At 59.0% G+C, this 18,100-nt stretch carries 13 protein-coding genes; 4 read left to right on the forward strand and 9 right to left on the reverse strand.

Annotation, left to right across the window (positions count from 1 at the left end; translation table 11 throughout):
* Window positions 1–56: 56 nt before the first annotated feature.
* The 8 genes from BLW50_RS16205 to BLW50_RS16240 are packed head-to-tail and all read right to left on the reverse strand — an operon-like array spanning window position 57 to window position 11,012.
* Window positions 57–911, reverse strand: coding sequence for a hypothetical protein (locus BLW50_RS16205; RefSeq protein ID WP_139267639.1), 855 nt, complete (start codon window positions 909–911; stop codon window positions 57–59).
* Window positions 908–1,714 carry an ATP-binding protein gene (locus tag BLW50_RS16210; protein WP_090704410.1) on the reverse strand — a complete coding sequence of 269 codons (807 nt, stop codon included), beginning with the start codon at window positions 1,712–1,714 and terminating at the stop codon, window positions 908–910. Before BLW50_RS16210 ends, BLW50_RS16205 begins: the two co-directional genes overlap by 4 nt.
* Window positions 1,715–1,731: 17 nt before the next feature.
* The gene (locus BLW50_RS16215; RefSeq protein ID WP_139267640.1) at window positions 1,732–3,243 is read right to left on the reverse strand and encodes a nucleoside/nucleotide kinase family protein; all 1,512 of its coding nucleotides are present in this window, start codon (window positions 3,241–3,243) and stop codon (window positions 1,732–1,734) included.
* A 3-nt stretch (window positions 3,244–3,246) separates the two neighbouring features.
* A complete protein-coding gene (locus BLW50_RS16220) occupies window positions 3,247–4,932 on the reverse strand; it encodes a Wzz/FepE/Etk N-terminal domain-containing protein (protein WP_170850193.1) in 1,686 nt (561 codons plus the stop codon).
* A complete protein-coding gene (locus BLW50_RS16225; RefSeq protein ID WP_090704418.1) occupies window positions 4,929–6,317 on the reverse strand; it encodes an O-antigen ligase family protein in 1,389 nt (462 codons plus the stop codon). Before BLW50_RS16225 ends, BLW50_RS16220 begins: the two co-directional genes overlap by 4 nt.
* On the reverse strand, window positions 6,302–7,504 hold the full coding sequence (locus BLW50_RS16230) for a glycosyltransferase (RefSeq protein ID WP_090704420.1): 1,203 nt from the start codon (window positions 7,502–7,504) through the stop codon (window positions 6,302–6,304). Before BLW50_RS16230 ends, BLW50_RS16225 begins: the two co-directional genes overlap by 16 nt.
* Entirely contained in the window at window positions 7,501–9,849 is a 2,349-nt protein-coding gene (locus tag BLW50_RS16235) for a sugar transferase (RefSeq protein ID WP_139267641.1), read from the reverse strand. The genes BLW50_RS16230 and BLW50_RS16235 overlap by 4 nt, the downstream gene beginning before the upstream one ends.
* Before the next feature lie 5 nt (window positions 9,850–9,854).
* On the reverse strand, window positions 9,855–11,012 hold the full coding sequence (locus BLW50_RS16240) for a DegT/DnrJ/EryC1/StrS family aminotransferase (RefSeq protein ID WP_090709214.1): 1,158 nt from the start codon (window positions 11,010–11,012) through the stop codon (window positions 9,855–9,857).
* A gap of 296 nt (window positions 11,013–11,308) precedes the next feature.
* Here BLW50_RS16240 and BLW50_RS16245 point away from each other — a divergent pair, with 296 nt between their 5' ends.
* The 3 genes from BLW50_RS16245 to BLW50_RS16255 all read left to right on the forward strand — a co-directional run bounded on the left by BLW50_RS16245 (window position 11,309) and on the right by BLW50_RS16255 (window position 15,317).
* Window positions 11,309–12,517: a polysaccharide biosynthesis protein gene (locus BLW50_RS16245; protein ID WP_170850194.1), complete on the forward strand. Its 1,209-nt coding sequence runs from the start codon at window positions 11,309–11,311 to the stop codon at window positions 12,515–12,517.
* Between the two features lie 70 nt (window positions 12,518–12,587).
* Window positions 12,588–13,775: a polysaccharide biosynthesis/export family protein gene (locus tag BLW50_RS16250; protein WP_210186088.1), complete on the forward strand. Its 1,188-nt coding sequence runs from the start codon at window positions 12,588–12,590 to the stop codon at window positions 13,773–13,775.
* Between the two features lie 825 nt (window positions 13,776–14,600).
* The gene (locus BLW50_RS16255) at window positions 14,601–15,317 is read left to right on the forward strand and encodes a LuxR C-terminal-related transcriptional regulator (RefSeq protein WP_090704429.1); all 717 of its coding nucleotides are present in this window, start codon (window positions 14,601–14,603) and stop codon (window positions 15,315–15,317) included.
* 320 nt (window positions 15,318–15,637) lie between these two features.
* On the opposite strand, the gene BLW50_RS16260 is transcribed toward BLW50_RS16255, so the two are convergent.
* The gene (locus BLW50_RS16260; RefSeq protein ID WP_090704431.1) at window positions 15,638–17,029 is read right to left on the reverse strand and encodes an FAD-binding oxidoreductase; all 1,392 of its coding nucleotides are present in this window, start codon (window positions 17,027–17,029) and stop codon (window positions 15,638–15,640) included.
* A gap of 112 nt (window positions 17,030–17,141) precedes the next feature.
* On the opposite strand from BLW50_RS16260, the gene BLW50_RS16265 reads away from it, so the two are divergent.
* Window positions 17,142–18,047 carry a LysR substrate-binding domain-containing protein gene (locus tag BLW50_RS16265; RefSeq protein WP_090704434.1) on the forward strand — a complete coding sequence of 302 codons (906 nt, stop codon included), beginning with the start codon at window positions 17,142–17,144 and terminating at the stop codon, window positions 18,045–18,047.
* Window positions 18,048–18,100 lie beyond the last annotated feature (53 nt).

An 18,100-nucleotide genomic window follows, 5' to 3' on the forward strand; every position in this document is an offset into this window, starting at 1 on the left:
GAACTACTTTATCTCCGTCATCCTTTTATCGCCCGGTGCTTGGGCACTGATGCTCTTCAGCCTCCGTTCTTCTTCGCAACGTCGTGCCGATCCTTGAATATTTCGAGCAGATCCGGCGATTGCGAGAGCGAGGCCGCGCCAAGTTGAGTTCCCCAGCTATACGCCATGTCAAAAGCCGGATGCGGGATGAGCCGCTGCCATCGATCGAGCATCAGGCGCAACTCGTCCCCATTCGGCATTCTGTAGCGACCGCCCGTATCGGTGCGCCACGCACCGAACCCGAAAGTTTGATAGGTGGGAATGATGCGTTCGGCTGGCACGCCAGTTCGTAGCGCAACTGCGACATAGCGATCGATCATGTCGATATCGCAGGATCGCCATTCGATGCGACACGGATAGGGCGCGATCGAGAACAGATCGACATGGGAGCGATCCGGTGCGTAGACGGCGTCGAAAGCGGGAGACGTCGAAGTGCCCTGGTTCATCAGCGCGACGAATGTCACGACACCAGGCCGTTGGGCATGAACCCAGTCAGCCTCAGCGCGCAGATGCTCTGGCGCACACGGATGCGCGCCGCGACCGGTGGGATCCGGATCGTCCATCAAGTTGAAGCCGAAAAGCTTTGGATGATCGATAACCGCAGCGATCTTCGCCTTGAACAGGTCGTCAGCCCCCGCGCATGTCCCGATCCACACCAGGCCACGAACGCCGGCAGGCAAGGTATCAAGCTGGGCTCGGTTCGAAACGTCGGCGATATCGAACCCGAAGCGCGCCGGCGAGAATGTTCCTGCCAGATCGAAATTTCCGTTGGGCGCGTAATGCCATATCCGGCCGGGTGCCTGCGCGGGCGCGAAACCGACCGTGGACATGAGGCCTAAAGTGGCAAGAACCAGAACTGTCGAGATTCTCATCTTTCCTGTCCATCGTGATGCGCCAATTCGCGCCTGTGCCAGCTCGCCTTCCGTCCATCCCAGACCTCGCTGATGGCGGCGACGCATGCCTCCTGCGAAACCGCATCGTCCGATGAGGTCACGTGAATGGGTCGCCCCGCATCCGTCAGGAGACCACTTAGACGATCGATCGCCGCGACGTGGTCGGTTATGTTGGCGGCGTGGATTCCCATCGAAATTTCGAGCAACCGCCCGACCGGATCGAGACGGTTCATACGCTCTCTTAATCGCCCTTCGAGGACATCGATCGGCGCTTCGACGCGAACGAGCACATCCGCCTGCGGGAGAGACAGCAATGCGCGCACGAGATTCGTATCGGAGACCGAAGGATTCATCAGCAGCGCCGAGCAGCAGGCTTGCGTATAGCCTTGATCGAAGATCGCCACGGCATCTGGTCTCGCAGCCGTACGCCAGAGCCGGGCCAGCCTTCGGACATAGCGACGGAACCGCAACATCTGTAGCGTCGATCGCGTTTCCCCCAATCGCACAAGCAGCTCGACCTCCTCGTCTTCCTCCAGCCAGCTGTTCGAGCGGCCAGCCCGCGATGCGAACTCCACAACCGGACGCCACAAGCGATGAAACGTCGAAAATCCTGGTGCGTTGGCCTGATCGAAGATTGTCTCCTCGTACGCGCCGCCCACCTCATTGCCCCGTGAGCTTACATGTAAGGCAACGTCCAGCCCGCGTTGCCGCAAGCGCGCGGCGAGCCTCGACGCGAAGACCGTCTTTCCAGAACAGGGTGGTCCGAACAGATCAACGATCATCAATGCACCCAATCGCTTCACAGAAGCGCCCAGACGGCGTCCCTCACAGATTTGGTAACGTCGGCTAGAGGCGCCCGAGCATCAATCGATACGATCTTCGCTCCGGAAAAATTCAGGTCTTTGAGCCATGAGACGCGCGAGAGAATCAGGGCCTTGTCCATGTCCGGTTCGCGTCTGGCGACAATGTCCTGGTCGACGTGCAGCTTGATAACAAGGTCCGGGGGCGAGCGCTCCGCCATCTCGTAAATGCGCGCTTCGAACCGCTTCAGCCACTCCGGCGCGGACGGCGTACGGTGGAGAAGAGGCCCGTCATTGAATGCGACATTCTCGTTTTGCGGATACCGATCCGTCACCACGACGAGACCGCGTGCGACCGCGCGGCGGACGAGCGCCAACTTGCGGCGTTTGTCGAGCGCAACGGCCGCGGCCCAGATCGAGAAAAGCAGCGAATAGACAGGTCCCGGCGGTCGATCGGAAATTATGCCGTGCGAGGCGCCTTTCGGTTTTGTTTTGATCGCGCGTCCAATCAAGGGGGCGACCATCTTGAAGGGCGCAAGCAGAAGCGAAGGACGCCCGTCACCGGTTCCAAAATAGCAGGACATGACATCGATCTCGGCGCCGAGCCAGGTGTTGAGCTGCGCGCATTGCGTGCTCTTCCCACTGCCGTCCACGCCAACCAGTGCGATGACGACGCCGCCGCCGGGTGCGCGTCGCCGCGTCGCGCGCGGCAAGGCAAAGAATCGCCTGTTGAGATGGCCAAACAGGAAAGTTAAAGCGGCTGCGGTTGCGCGAACGCGAAGCTCCAGCAGGTTCGCGATACGGTAAGGGGCGAGCGCCCGCCGCATTCTCCAGCTTCGGCGCAGAGACGCGGTCAGCGAGACGCCGTCGGTGAAGAACCAATCGACGATGTCGGTGGCGAGGGCTTCGTCAAAAATCTCCGCCGCCCGCTGCCACAGGCTTTGGCGATCGACCACGCTCATGAGCGAATCTACCTCATGTCGACGCTTTTCCGTGTCGGCTTTCCAGCGCTTCAACGCGACGGGATCCGTCCACGACCGCTCCAGACATTCTCGCACCGAAAGCAGCAATGCCTCATCGACCAAGTCGAGCGTGCGCAGGCCTATATCCGACTGAAAGCAGCTGCGGCGCAAAAGAGCTTCCTCGATCGGAAGACGGTGGGTCTTGCAAAGCGGTGGTCCGAGCAGCAAGCGAAAGTGTGCGTGCACGTGGAAGATCGCCCCGGTCTCCCGATCGTAGGCGAGGTAGCTCTCGATCGCGGGGTTCTGTCGGAACGCTGCGTCGGGCCAGTGGCGAAAACCGCACTGCCGAAGCAGCGCAACAGCGCGAGCACGATCGGTGCGCGCGATCAGCAGGTCGAGATCGGAATGACCCGCCAGGGCTACCGGAGCCCGCAACGAACTGCGGAAGTAACAATAGGAGATGCGCTCCGCCTCGAAGCTCTCGACCAGCTGATGGAACGGATTGTCATATTCATCCACCGCTGGCATTTCAGCAATTGCAAGAGACATGCTCTACTCCTTTCCCCGGCTAGTCGCGGTCGATGTGTTCAGCCCTGCAATGGCCGAAGCTTCGGTTTGACTCGTCCCGGCAGAACAAAACACACGGTCGCGACGTGTGTGAACGGCCACATTTTCCTTGGTGGAAGACTGTCGGAGGAGAACGGGATTGGCGTCGAGCGAGGAAGCGATCCCACGGGCATGCGTTAGCGCCACAATAAAGCGCGGGAGTTCCGCATGCGGGACACCAAAATCAGCGTCGGGGGTCAACAGGTGCAACGCTTCGCGGATTTGCGCCTTCGACGTTGAGCCGGCGCGCGCCGCAAGGACGCCGAGAGACATCCAGTCCACCAGCAGCCGTACCGCAGGGGCTTGCAAAACTGGCGGGGCGCTCACGATGATCCATTCGTAGGGCAAAGATGTTTGTGCGATCAGGTCTCGAAGACGGAGATCCGGCGCGGGCATCGAATCGGTGCGGAAAGAAGCATGGCAGTTCATTCGATCAAATTGCGCGCCTGCTAAACGATAAACGATCCCTTGAGGCTCGACGGATGAAGACTCGAGGTCGACGACGAGAACGGAGGGGCGTAGACGGGCCGCGCTTCGCGCTATTTCCTCCACCAACTGGTCTTTGCCATCCCGGTCATGACTTGACGTCACGACGATCCGCTTCTGTCGGTCGCCGAAGGCCGACAAAAGAGCGATCATCAAGTTGGAGGTTGTTTTTTCCGCCGCGAAGCTCTCGCCTGCAATATCCAAACTCGGTGCGTTGAAGTACTCGACGACGTCGGAGGTTGTTTGCAGGCGCCGATCAAGGCGGGACAAAGTCAAGGCGAGCGCGATGCCGGCGATCAGAGAGACAAACGCTCCCGGCACGACAAGCAGCAGCGGATTGATGGAACTCGGCCGTTCCGGCGTCTCGGCATGCGCTGCGATACGAACGGCAGGAGAAGAAATTTCACTCCTGACTTGCTCGGCCGCCTGTCGCTGCGCCAGGTCGATGGCCACGGTGAGATCGCCGCGCGTGCTCTGCAGAGCGGCCAGCGTCGCTCTTTCCTTGAGCCGATTGGCTTCGCTCGTCGCGGGATCGGCCAAGCGAGAGACAGCCGCCTTGATTTTGGCGTCTATCGCCTCCAACTGCTGCTCGGCCGCTATGATGTTCGAGGTCCGGTTGGTTGAGGCTTCCGCCATCAATCCATCGACATAGGATGCGGCTATTGTGTTTGCGATGATCGCGGCATCGGTCGGAGACTTCGCGGTCTCATTGATCGAAATCAGCGAAGACTTGAGCTCCTGCATCACGTTCGTATGGCGCCGGAGATTGGCCAGGCTGATCGGCGTCGGTCCCAGGCGGTTCTCTTTCGCCAGTTCCGTCACCACGCGTGCAAGGAAGCCATCTGATTTCAGCATGGTAATATGCGTGTCGATAGCGGAAGCGTCATCCGCTCGGATGTCCTTGTTGGCCGGGGTCTGGACAGAGAGCAGTGCGGTTGCCGTGTAGTTCGGCATAAGTACGAAGCCAGCCCCCGCTGATAATGCCAAACCCAAGAGGAAGACGGCGATAACAACCCACAATCGCCGCAGAATGAGCTCGACGACACGACCTAAATTGATCGTCTCCTTTGTCGATGTCGCAGACGCCAGCGCAACACGGTCATTGATATGATTTCGCGAACTCTGCGAGGGGATGGGGATGTTCATGTTTGCAAACTCCATCCAGGATTTTCATCCGCATGCGGCGTGCGCGAGTTCAAGCCGTTGCGTCGAATGGTTTGACGAGGCTCCGATGGCGCTCGGTTCCGTGCGAGCATCTTTGGCGCCGACAAAGCCCCCACGATGAGGAACCAAACGATCGGATGACGGAAGATCACGTGGAAGCTTCCGAACGACACCAAGGCGATCAGCCCAATCGCCAAGCCATCCGCTTGGCTGCGCAAGGCCCGCCAGAACGCCATCAAACAAAGCGAGAGAAATGACGCCGTCGCCAAAGCCCCACCCTGCACGAACAGTTCGAGTGCCGTATTGTGCGCCTCGAAATTGGCTGCAAGACCAAGCTTCGGATGGACCAGATTGAGGGGATCCGAGGCCTCGCGCCTTTCGATGAGCAAGCTCGTGGGTATCGTCAAATGCGGCCCGGGTCCCCGGCCCAGATACCAGGACTCGACGCCCAATTGGATGGCCTGCGTCCAAAGAGCGATCCGAAGCGCTGCTTCCTGATCGGTATTTTCCTTGTCGCGCATAAAGAAAAGCGGCGATGCCCCATTGGCATTGCTGCGAAGCGCCGGCGTAAGCACGATTGCCGTCAGTAGAAGTGCCGCTGTCCCCGAGACGACCGCCCAAAAGATCGTGGACCGCAGCAACGCGGCGATGGGGGTCGCGCGGAGAATCTTGGCGAACACAAATCCCAGCACCATGATGATGGCTACGCCGTTATAAGCATTGCTTTGCGCCAGGAAACCAGCGGCGAAGGTGATACATGCGCTGACAATGGTCAGTATGCGAAACTGCCGGGATGGTTCGTTTTCGCTCGCCGCAATCGAAAGAGCCCCCAGGGCGAGGCAAAACAACGCAAACTGATTGGGATTCAAGCACCAGCCTCTAAATCGATCCCAGTACCAGAGATCCAGCGTGCCGATGATCGGCGCATACTGGCCCTGGAGAACTTGTACGAGGACAGCGGCACCGCCGACGAGCGACGTGTTGCGAAACAACCGTCGCAAACGCTGTGGCGATTCGGAGCCGATTGTCAGCGCTGCGCCGAGGACAGCCAGGAGAGAGTAAGAGATGATATCGTGAAGCGTGAGCGACCAATCGACGAATTGGGCTTGTACGATCGAGACCATGAACCCAAAGCAGAGCGAGGCCGCAAAGATTACCCAGAAGATCAGAAGGTCGAAAAACGCGCGCGGTGTTGCCGCGAGCCGATAGTTCCAGAGCACGACCAGTAGCCTGGGGATCAGCCAAAGTACGAGCAGCAGTTCGCCTGGTCCCACAGGCGCGTCCTCGGGACGAAGCTGTGTCATCAGCGAGAGGATGAGACCAAGGGGAAGCACGAGGTCCCAGAGAGCTATCAACCGCGTCGGCATTCAATAGCCTCCCCCACCTCGTCAATGTATGGGCTGTGACGCCGGGGACCGCGCGCCAATACGCGTTCATAGAGAGCCGCGTGCTGGGCAGCGATGTCAGGTAGTCCAAACCCCTGGCGGATCTTGGCAGGCCCACGAGCCCCCATGCGGCGCGCGGCTTCGCGATCGGCCAACATCGTCAATATCTTTGCAGCAAGTTCCTCCGGATTTCGTTGCGGGGCCAACAACCCGTTCCAACCGTCACGGATCACCTCCTGGCATCCGGGAAGGTCGGTTGTGACAATTGGCAATCCGGCGAGCGCGGCTTCCATGAGCGAGCGCGGGATGCCTTCGGCATATTCGCTCGGAAAGACGAACACATCCGCCATATTGAGTAGTGAGGGAACGTCATGCCGAGCACCGGTTGGAAGCACGTAACCGGCATGACGGGCGAAGTCTTCGTCGGTGATGTCAGATCCCTCACCTGCGCGCGGCCCGACGACGAGGAACCGCGCATTGGCATGCTTCCGGAAGACCAGGGCGGCCGCCTTCAAGAGGGTATGGATTCCCTTCTCACGTGTTATCCGCGTCGTCGTCACGAGCACGTCCCTGCCGATGAGGCCAAGCTCCCTGCGCAGATCGTCCGGCGCTGATCCCATTGCGCGGGCACGTTCGAAGCCTTCGATGTCGATGCCCGCGCCGGGAATGACGACCGAACGGCCGCTGCCGAGCAGACCGTTTCGCGTGAAGAAATTCATATCGCCGTGATGCTCAAACACAGTCGCTGCCGTCGAAGTGGCAGCGAAACGTTGGAGTGGACGGTAAATCGTTCGAATGGCGAGGGCGCCGGCAGAACGGCTGGAAAAAGTCCAGCCTCTCCCGTTGATGGTGCGGATGATCGCCGTCCGCTGGCCGCTCCGGGCCGCATAGGGAACGAGGAGGCTGGTCTTGGTATCGAAGGAGTGCGCGATGTCGGCGTCGACATCGTGAATGAGCCGCGACAAAGTTGTGATTGCTCGAATGTCGGCGACCGGATCGACAAAGCGGCTAAACGCGAACCTGCGATACGCGATATTCGCGTCATCGAAGGGCCTGGGATCGCCGCTCGCGGCGGCTGTCACGCGGAAGCCCAATCTCTCGATTGTCTTGAAGAACGGGATCCGCAGGAAATGATCTTCGCCGCCGATGAAGAGAACATGCGCGTTCATGGCAGATCCTTTCCTCGTTCCGTGACGGATAGATTGAGCGCCTTTGAAATCTTCAAACGCACCTGCTTCATCGATCTGTCGGCTAAAGAAGCATCACAGAAAACCGAAGACGACGGCGAACGATCACGCTTTGTACGTTCGCCAACCCATGTTGAAGACGTCTCCAACTGACGCGCTCTCGCACTGTCGTCATCGCTCTGAGCTGTGGAACTCCTGCTATTCGTTCCCACGTGGCATCCCAAATCGACAGCCATCGCGGTACGGTTACTGGCGCTCGCGGGCACCGCCCGCATATCATCGTCTGTTTCACGTCCGTCCGCAGGACGTCGTAGTACAGACGCCAGAATTACGACGACTCCGATGAGCGTTCCCACCGTGCCGCAAAGTGACATAGCCCATATGGTCGGCAGAGCCGTCCAGCCCAAGGTCGGCCCGAGCAGAAGAGAAGAAAAGACGAGGAATAAGGTCGTCAGCTCGACGATCAAACGTCGTGTCTGCTTTTTGTAAACGGACGTCAATTCGACCAATGGAATGAGCAGGGCCTGCGAGGCGGCGAAGATAGCCAGAGCGGACAATATATCCCCGGTGACGGACCAATCGGCGTCGAATAAAATCGGCGCGAGACGGGGTGCAAGTCCGGCAAGCAATAGAAGTGGCAGCGATACAAACACAAAACTGGCGGCAACCGTCAACGCAGTCAGCATCCGAATCCGTCGGAAGCTATGGTCGCGTACCGCTTCACTCGTCAAAATATGTCCGAGTGGCAGCGAGATGATCGCGAGCGGCGCCGCCGCGATCCGGTAAGCCACGCCCACATAGCCAGCGGCCGCCGAGCTGAACATGGCGCCGATCACCAATGGAGGAAGATTGGACACTGCGAGAGAGCTGACGTGCGCGGGCATGGTGAACAGAGCGAATTGGCGATTATCGAGAGCGCGGCGCAGGATGGCGCGCCATGGAAGTGGCCAGAGCTCCCGCAGCTCAGCGAGCGAGAGCGTTCGTGTCATGATGAAGCTTGTATAGAGCGCGTGACTGGCGATATGCGCCAAGATCAAGCCTTCGGCATGAAAGCCAGTCATGCCTGCCGCGATCTGCAATACGGTCATGCAGGCAGGCTGCAGGAAGCGGGCGACGGACAACGTGGGTATTGCATCGAAGCGTATCGCCCAGGCCGAGGTAAGCGACCAAAATCCCGCAAAAAATATCCCAAGAGGCACAAGGGAGAGGACAGCAGGCAGGGCTGGGAACTGGTATCCAATGAGCTTGATGATCCCCCAGGCCAGTGTCGTCATGCCGAGAATAGCGAGCGCGCAGAGGACAAAGATCTGGCGTGCGTCATCGCGCTTTTCTGCGGCGTAAAGCGCCGATTCGAACTTCAAAGCGACCAGCGGCCCGCAGATATTGACGACAGAGAGATAGATCGTGAACGTGCCAAGTTCAGACGGGCGGAACATGCGCGTGAGGAATGGCAGGGCGATCAGAAACGAAAGTTGCCCAAGCGCCGTCAAGCTCGACAAAATGAACGCATTGCGCGCGATCGGCCTTAAGATGTGTTTGAGGCCCCCATCAGATGAAGGCGCCGACAGGCCCTCCCCCAATGCGAGAACCTCAGCCTGGGTGTTCCCAGAGGTGCTGCTGGGGCGGACATGATCGCTTACAAGCGGCGATGAGAGTTCGCGGAGCCAGACGGGAGGCTTGCCAGCGAAGATGGCATAAACAGTCGCGAGCAGGATACGGATATCCAGCGAAAGGCTCATCTGTTTGCGATATTGCTCCGAGAGCGCAGCCTTCAGTGGAAGCAGACTTTCACGATAGGTTCTGGTCGGATCCGGCGAAGCCGCCAGAATGGCGCTCTCGTCGCGTAGTAAAATGGAGGCGAGATCCGTCACGCCTGGGCGCATCGATAGCAGGGACACGCGTTGTTCGGCGGGATAGAACTCCAGGAATTCCTCGACCTCGGGCCTGGGACCAACGAGCGACATGGATCCAAAAAGAACGTTGAAGAGCTGTGGCAACTCGTCGAGTTTCGTGCGCCGAATGAAGCTACCGACGCGGGTGACTCTAGGATCGCCCGCCACCGTCAGGCGCGGCAGCGCCGGGTCCTGACGACAATGCATCGATCGAAACTTGACGATGCGAAACGGACGGCCGCCGCGACCAACGCGGGTCTGTAGGAAGAACGCCGGTCCTGGGCTATCAAGTTTGATGGCAACGGCGACAAGCGCCAAGACGGGAAGCAGCATGACCAGGCCGATTCCCGCCGCCGCGATGTCAAGCAGGCGCTTGTCCGGATACCCGCCGGCGGCAGGGCCAGTTCGCATTGCCGAAGTTGCGGTCGCTTTCACGAAAATCACCGCAGCACAGCGCGCAGGACGGAACAGACGCGGTCCAGCTCATGATCCTTCATGCCCGGAAATAGCGGCAGCGTTACAGCACCGGCGAAATATCGATCTGCGACGGGAAATGGATAGATCGCCTTCTGCGCATTCTGGCGCCAGTATGTCATGAGGTGCAATGGGCAGTAATGAACCGACGAACCAATGCCGTTCTGTGTAAGTGTTGCAATCAACGCATCGCGGCCGATCGGCGCGTGCTCCCGAACGCGGATCGGAAAGATATGCCAGGCATGTTGACCGCCCTCCGGCGCAAGCGCCGGAAGATCGATGGGCAGATCCGCCAATGCCTCGGCATAGCGAAGCGCCAAATGTTCGCGTTGCCTTTGGAACTCATAGGCCCGATCGAGTTGAACGATACCGATACTCGCGGCGAGGTCCGTCAAATTGTACTTAAAGCCCGGCGCCACGATATCGTAAGCCCAATTGGCCGTGACGCTGCGGAATCTGTCGAAGGCATCTCGGTCGAGGCCATGCAGGCGCATAACGCGCGCACGCGCCGCGATGCCCTCGTCTCGCGTGACCAACATCCCGCCTTCGCCGGTCGTAATCGTCTTATTTGCATAAAAACTGAACACGCATGCATCGGAACCCGACGTACCGACTTTACGATTTTGCCGATGCGCCGGTAGCGCATGCGCGGCATCCTCGATCACGCGCAGGCCATGTTTTTGCGCAAAGGCCAGTATTTCATCCATGTCGCACGGCCATCCGCCGAAATGGACGGGGGCGATGGCCTTGCACCTTGCGGTTATCCGACGCGCCGCGTCTTCCAGATCTATTGTCAGGCTGTCCGGGTGGACATCGACAAGAATGATGTCTGCCCCGAGATGACGGAAAACCGCGGCCGTGGCCGAGAATGTCAAAGTCGGCACCAGAACGGCGTCTCCGGGGCCTATACCGCACGCCTCGGCCGCAAGATGAAGACCTGCCGTGGCCGAGTTGACGGCAATGGCTTGAATATTGGTGTCGCCGAGGAAGACGCTAAACGCCTCCTCGAAGAGCTTGCTCCGGCTGCCTGTCGTCAGCCATCCCGATCTAAGCACGGCCACGACAGCTTCGATTTCGGCTTCACCAATTGACGGTCGGAAGAACGGAATTGCTAGCGATGACATGACGCGCCTTTCCATGGTTCGGTACCAACATTGGACTCATTTCATGGAGCTGTTGAGGGCGCGTTGTGGTTAGGCGCTGTCACATTTGTAGAGGGAGTACCCATTTCGGCTAGGAGCAGATACCTCCATTGAAACGTTCAGGACATCCATTGTTGCGATAACGGCACGTGAACGCGCCCTATACAGTCTGGCGTCTTAGCCAATCACCGCCAGGCGAGAATTTCGCTCCGTCGGGAAAGGTGACGTCGTCAAGTGAGCATAGGAGTCGTTCGATGCATTCTCGTCGGAGTGTCGAATTGCGCGCCAAGAATGTAGACGCAGGGTATTGCTCTGCCGTGATCAGCGCGTCTCGGTTGCTGAGTGAGACGCACGAGCCATTTGCAATAACGCCGCGCGGGATTACCGGATCGCGCGTGCTCATCACAGGCGCAGGGGGGTCAATTGGCTCTGAGCTGGCCGTCCAGATTGCACAGATGAAGCCAGCACAGCTATGCCTCGTGGATACCTGCGAGTACAATCTCTACCGGATTTCCTGCGCGATGGAGCGCATTGGTGCCTTCAATTGGCAAGCCATCCTCGGAGACGTCCGCGATGAAGCCGCGATGCGTCATCTGTTTCTCGGCGTAAGGCCGGAAATCGTATTTCATGGCGCGGCCCTGAAACATGTGCCGCTGCTCGAGACCGATAACATCGTCGAAGCCGTGCGGACCAATGTCATCGGCTCCAAAGTCATCGTCGATCTTTGCCTCGCCCATGGGGCGGAATTCGTCATGATTTCGACCGACAAGGCGGTCAATCCATCATCTCAGATGGGGATGACTAAGCGTGCCGCGGAAATTTACGTACATGATCGCGCCCTGCGTTATCCCGAGATGCGCGTCAGTCTCGTGCGCTTTGGAAACGTAATCGGCTCGTCCGGCTCCGTTGTTCCGTTGTTCCGGGCGCAGATCGCAGCCGGAGGGCCGGTCACCGTGACCCACCCACACATGACCCGATACATGATGACGATTTCGGAAGCCGTCCGCCTTTCGATCGGCGCCTGCAGCTTGCCGCAGGACGGTTTCGCGCTCTACGTCCTGGACATGGGTAAGCCCATCAGCATCCTCGACCTGGCGATCGGGATGATCAAAGCGGAAGGCCTGCGTCCGTTCAAAGATATCGAGATAAAGTTCGTCGGTGTGCGCCCGGGCGAAAAATTGGTCGAGGAGCTGGGTTACGCGTGGGAAAAGCTGTGTCCGACTTCGGTCTCTGGGATCAGAGTGGCGCAGCCGGATTTCGACCCGCGAACGCGAATGGCCGCATTTGACGAACTTCTGGCCGCCGCGAATAGCCGAAACGGTGACTGGGTGAAGCGCAGCCTGCGGCAAATGATTCCTGAATATGTTTCCGCCGATGCTGGTGTCTCTCAATCAGATTGGGCAGCGCTGGCGACAAAGCGATGCGCGCGACGAGTATGGAGGCGCGGATATGCGGAAGAGATTTCATCGATCGCTGCGCTGTTTTGAACCGTCTCGATCAAGCTTGCTGGGCGCAGCCTGTGTAAGCGTCCTGTTAAGCGGCCCCTCTCTGGCGGACATGGCGCCAGACTTCCAGATTGGGCCAGGTGATACACTGGAGATCGCCGTCGCCGGCATCCCGGAGATGCGTCAGCGCGTCACCGTCCAGCCTGACGGGACGATCGCGATCCCGCTGGCGGATTCGCTTCGCGTGGCTGGACTGACTGCCAGCGAGCTCCGTGACCGTATCCGTGCACAGCTGAACGGCAAAATTTATCGGCAGCGAGGCGCGAGCGGTCAAGATGCGTTCGTGGTGATCAGACCTGAGGAAGTGACCGCTTCCGTCCTCGATTTTCGGCCAATCTACGTAACGGGCGCCGTGAGAAAACCCGGTGAGGTGACTTTCCGGGCGGGAATGTCGGCGCAGCAAGCGATAGCTCTCGCCGGAGGATACGGCGTGCCCGGCGGAGATACAGCGACCGCGCAATTCGATCTGCCGGTGTTGAAGGCCGAATTCACCGCAGTGTGGACTGACTATACCAAGGCACTGTTTCGGTTGGCGCGTGTCCAAAGCGAATTGAACGATTCAAGCACGCTGAGCGCGAACGACCCTTCCAATATACGACTGCCCTTGAAACAGGTAAAAGCCTTGGCCGAGCTTGAAACCAAGGTGCTCGCGGCGCGGCTGGTCGACTACCACAAGCAGAAACAATCGTACCAATCCGCGGGGCAGGTTCTGAGCGAGCAGTCGGCTATGCTGACCAAGCTGCAAAAGCAGGAAGAAGAAGGTGCGGGCGCGGACCGAGATGACCTGAAGAAGCTTATGGATCTCCTCGCGCGAGGACAGGTCACGAGCACCCGCGTGATCGACGCCCGGCGCGCCTTTCTCTTGTCGTCGACGCGCGCGCTGCAGGTCAGCGAGGAGTTGCTGAGCATCCGGAGACAATCGGAAGAGAACGCCCGTCAGTTCGACCACTACGAAAGCGATAGACAGGTTGCGCTGCTTCAGGAAAGTCAGCAGGCGACGCTGGACATGAACACGGCGCTGACCAAGCAACGGGGCATCGAAGACAAGATCCACGTTATCTACAGCGGCCGCTTTGATGCCTCAGACGGCGATCGCGAGCGTGTCGAGGTCAAGGTAACACGCAAGACTCACAACAACGTCCCCGAAACGCTCGCGGCCGATGCGAGTGTTCCTTTGCAGCCTGGCGATGTTGTAGAGGTTTCGCTTGGCCGACGTGACCCGGCGGCCATGAGCGAATAGAGCCTCGAGGCTGCGCGGGAGCGCGAGGCATGACATCGGCCGAGAAGCTAGGCCTTTGTCGGACGTCATCATGTTTCGAGCGCTGTTATTGTCGCCGGTCTCGCGCTGGAAGATAGTCCAATCACAATCTAGATATGTCGACCGTCGATCCGATTTGGATGATGGCGTGACTGCACATTCAAAAGGCACGATCGGATAAAATAAGCGGCGCTCTTGGTCCGATTGCGCCGTGCATGTTTTGACTGCACCATAGCAGTTTAGCGATCTTCGTCGTTCTCTCACAGCTTCACTGTGGCGTTCTTCTTATCTCGTTTTCCTTCGCCGTATCACTTGATCATGGCAGATGAGCGAGATGGCAAATTAGCAATGGCATGTAAGACTTGCGAGCGATGACGACGCGCGCTCGAGAACGCAGCATCCGACAAAGATCCTTTACCCGATGTTCGCTGCGCGACGTCTCTTTGCATCATGAAAGCTTGCCGGAATGCATGCGACGGCCGCATGTCCTGTCGCTGTTGCAGCGGGGCGATATATTCGTCGGGATAGCGCGCTTTGCATAAATAATAATCAGCCGATACGAGTAATCATACTACCTAAGAAGTACCTGTTTCCATGGGGTTAGACACATATTCGTCGCAAATTTGTCAAAAAATGTCTCTGCCGTTCGTTGGAACGGCGGCCTTTGCGGTGCAATTTGGAAGGGGCATCGTATTGGCTGAGTTGAAGTGACAATCTTGCGCGGGAGGCCGAGGCCGCAGCGTCAAATCCTTTATTAAGCGTGAGGTTCTCGTCGCTGATTATCTATTTTATCGGGGGGAACAAAGTATGAGTACTAGCTTTGCGACAGTCGTGACCGGTAGTCACGCCCTGGCTCGGGAAGGGCTCTGCCGAATGCTAATTTCGGCCCGCTTTGAAATAGCAGGCACAGTCACCAATGTGCTGGAGATCATTCCAAAAATTGAGCAGAAGCAGCGACCGGTGCTCGTTGTCGTCATCGGCGGCGACGAGTTTTCCACGACGCTTGAGCAGATAGAAACATGCCGACGTTTGTTTTCAAACGACCGCATCGTCGTCCTGGCCTGCGGTTGGCGGATTTCTGACGTAGGAGCGGCTTTCGCCGCGGGTGCGAATGCATGCCTTGATGAAGACACCAATGCGCGCGCGCTTATCAAATCACTCGAACTGGTTATGCTCGGCATGACTCTCTTTCCTCAGAACGTCGTAGCCGCTGTCTTCTCACGGGATGTTATCCCAGACGCACGAAGCGCTGTGCATGATGCGATGGGAAAGACGCATGCCAGTGGTGTCGATGTTCTGTCCGATCGAGAAACGCGAATCCTGGAAAGCCTTAAGACAGGCGATTCCAACAAAGTCCTCGCGCGAAAGTTGGGCATTTCCGAAGCGACCGTAAAAGTGCACGTCAAAGCCATCCTTCGAAAGATCCACGTACAAAACCGCACGCAAGCGGCTTTCTGGGCTTTAAGTAAAGGATTGGAGAGCCGGGCACCGCAGTCGATCGCACAAGCGGTTATCGCGGAGTGACCTGCGGATCTGCTGCGATGCCGCCCAGCGTATAGCCGAGGGTATGATAAAATCTTTTCTCCCGCACCATGCGCTGCATGTTGTACGGCGCGGTCGGCAATCTGCGAGAGCGGCTCAACCTCAAGACTTCGGTAAATGCCGAACGCGAGCGAGAGCGACATCCTGATGTCAGTTTCCAGCCGCGATGACGGGTCCTTTTAGAAGCGAGCCCAGAGCCCACGACTGCTTGATACGATCGTTAATCCACCGATCGCTCCTCGCACGGATGCATCTCACCAAACGCGTCTTTCCTTGAGCCACTTCAGCCGCGATGCCGTGAACTATGCCATCGGCTTGATATTCTGGTTGAGGCGGAAGAAATTGGTCGGATCGTATGTGTTCTTCAGCGCGACAAGGCGTGCGTAATTTTCGCCATAGGCGTCACGCACCCGGTCCTCGCCCTCATCACCGAGATTGTTCGCGTAGACGCCGCCGGTCGAATAGGGCCTGACGGCGCTCCACAGATCGCGCGCCCAACGCATGTTCGCGTCGTCATCGGCCGGATCGTCCCAGATCGCGATCGGAAAGCAGTCAAAGGCCGCATCGCGGTTTGCGTAGGGCGTGTCCAATACCGGAACCCGTGCAATTGCGCCGCCGACATGCTGGAAAACCAGCAAGGACGAGGTGTTTGGCGCTCTCGCATAGGCGTCGAGCAGCGCATCGATCGCATCGGTACTGATCTCGCGCAGGAACTGTGCCTTCCAGTAGTAGCGACGTCCCCGTGGAAACAGGGGATCGCCACCTGACTGAATTGCAAGATAGGGAACAGGCGCGAGGCGTGTCTCAACGGGCGAGCCGAATTTGAGGATCGGTGAAAGGGCGTGCTCACCGTCATCATGCGAACCGACATAGCTGCCGGAGATGCTGAAGAACCGGTCGCCCGACAGCAACGTTACGAAGGCTGCATCGACGTTGACCTCATCGGCAGCGGTTCGGGCGAATTCATCGTAAAACCGCATGGCGTCGCGCGCCTGATCGTAAGGATGAAGCGCCGACGCGACGAGCAGCGACGTGCCGATCGCATGCAATCGGTATTCGAACGCCGTCACGATGCCAAAATTGCCGCCGCCGCCTCTCAAGCCCCAGAACAGGTCCGCATGTTCGGTCGCACTGGCCCTTAAGGTCTTTCCCTCTGCCGTTACGACTTCGGCGGCAATCAGGTTATCGCAAGTCAGTCCGTATTTTCGCCCGAGCTTGCCGAAGCCGCCGCCAAGCGTGAGCCCGGCGATACCGGTGTCGCTGTTGACGCCCATGGTGGTCGCCAGACCGTGCGCCTGCGTGGCACGATCGAACTCGCCCAGATCGAGGCCAGCCTCCGCGCGCGCGGTCCGACGGACCGGATCGACCGCGATGCGTTTCATCCGCGACAGGTCGATGACCAGGCCACCGTCACAGACCGACAGGCCAGCGACATTGTGGCCTCCGCTGCGGACAGCCACCGAGAGCGCGCGGGATCTCGCGAACGTCACGGCCTCAACCACATCCTGGGCATCCGCGCAGTAGGCGATCATGGCCGGGCGCTTGTCGATGGCGCCATTCCAGACCTTGCGCGCCTCGTCATACCCGGCGCTCCCCTCGAGGACCACATCGCCCTTGAGCCGTAGCTGCGGGGCGGGACGAGGTTCGGCGTGCGATTTGCCCATCAGGCCATCGTATGGCTGCCGCTGCTCCATCCGATTTGCTCCTGGCTATGAATGCCCATGCCATCCTCTCATGGAGCGGCAAACCGTTTCAAAATCGAAGAACTCAGGTGCTAGATGAGAAAACCTCATCTACACTGATGGCATGAGGAAGCTTCCACCCCTTCGGGCGCTCCATGCCTTCGAGGCCGCTGCCCGCCATCACAGCTTCGCCGCTGCCGCGAAGGAACTTGGCGTAACGCCGACGGCAATCAGCCACCAGATACGACAGTTGGAAGAGACTTGCGGCATAGAGCTGTTCCGGCGCCGCCCGCGTCCTTTGCTGCTGACGAGCGCAGGCGCGCGCCTCTATCCAGCCTTGCGCAATGGCTTCGACGCGTTGGCCTCGGCTGTGGCGTTATTGACCGAAGCGGATGCGCAAACGTCGCTGCGCGTGACGAGCCCGAACGCGTTCGCCAGCAGATGGCTGGTTCCGCGACTGCCGAAATGGCGTGAAGCAAACCCCGCCGTTCCTTTGGAGATCATCGGCACGGATGCTGTCCTGGATCTGAGAGCGGATGCCGCAGACGTTGCGATCCGTTATGCACGAAAGCCGCCGCTGGACTTTGTCGCCCACGAGGTGTTTCGGGACGTGTACATGCCTGTTTGCAGCCCGCATCTGCTCGTGCGCCATGGCCCGATCACGCGAGCCGCAGATCTCCTGCGCCTGCCTTTGATCCACTATGACTGGATGAATCGCGATCCAGAAGCGCCGACCTGGCGGCAATGGCTGGCGGTCGCGCGGTCGATCGATCCTGATTTCACACCCCGCGAAAAAGCCTGGGACCTTCGTTTCCGCGAGGAGCTGCACGCGATTGACGCGGTTGTCGGCGGACAGGGGGTTGCGATCTGCAGCGACGTGGTCGTGAGCAATGAACTGAGGAGCGGACTGCTCGTGAAGGCGCATCCGCTCTCCCTGCCCGGCTATGGGTTTTATCTCGTCTCGATGGCTCATAGTCCGCGGGCGCGCGTTATCGAAGCCTTCTCGACGTGGATGAGAGCCCTCGGCTGAAGTCAGGCGAGCAACCTCAAATACCACTAAGCCATCTGAATAAAATCCTGATT

This window comes from Beijerinckia sp. 28-YEA-48, from assembly GCF_900104955.1.
Lineage (GTDB): Bacteria > Pseudomonadota > Alphaproteobacteria > Rhizobiales > Beijerinckiaceae > Terripilifer.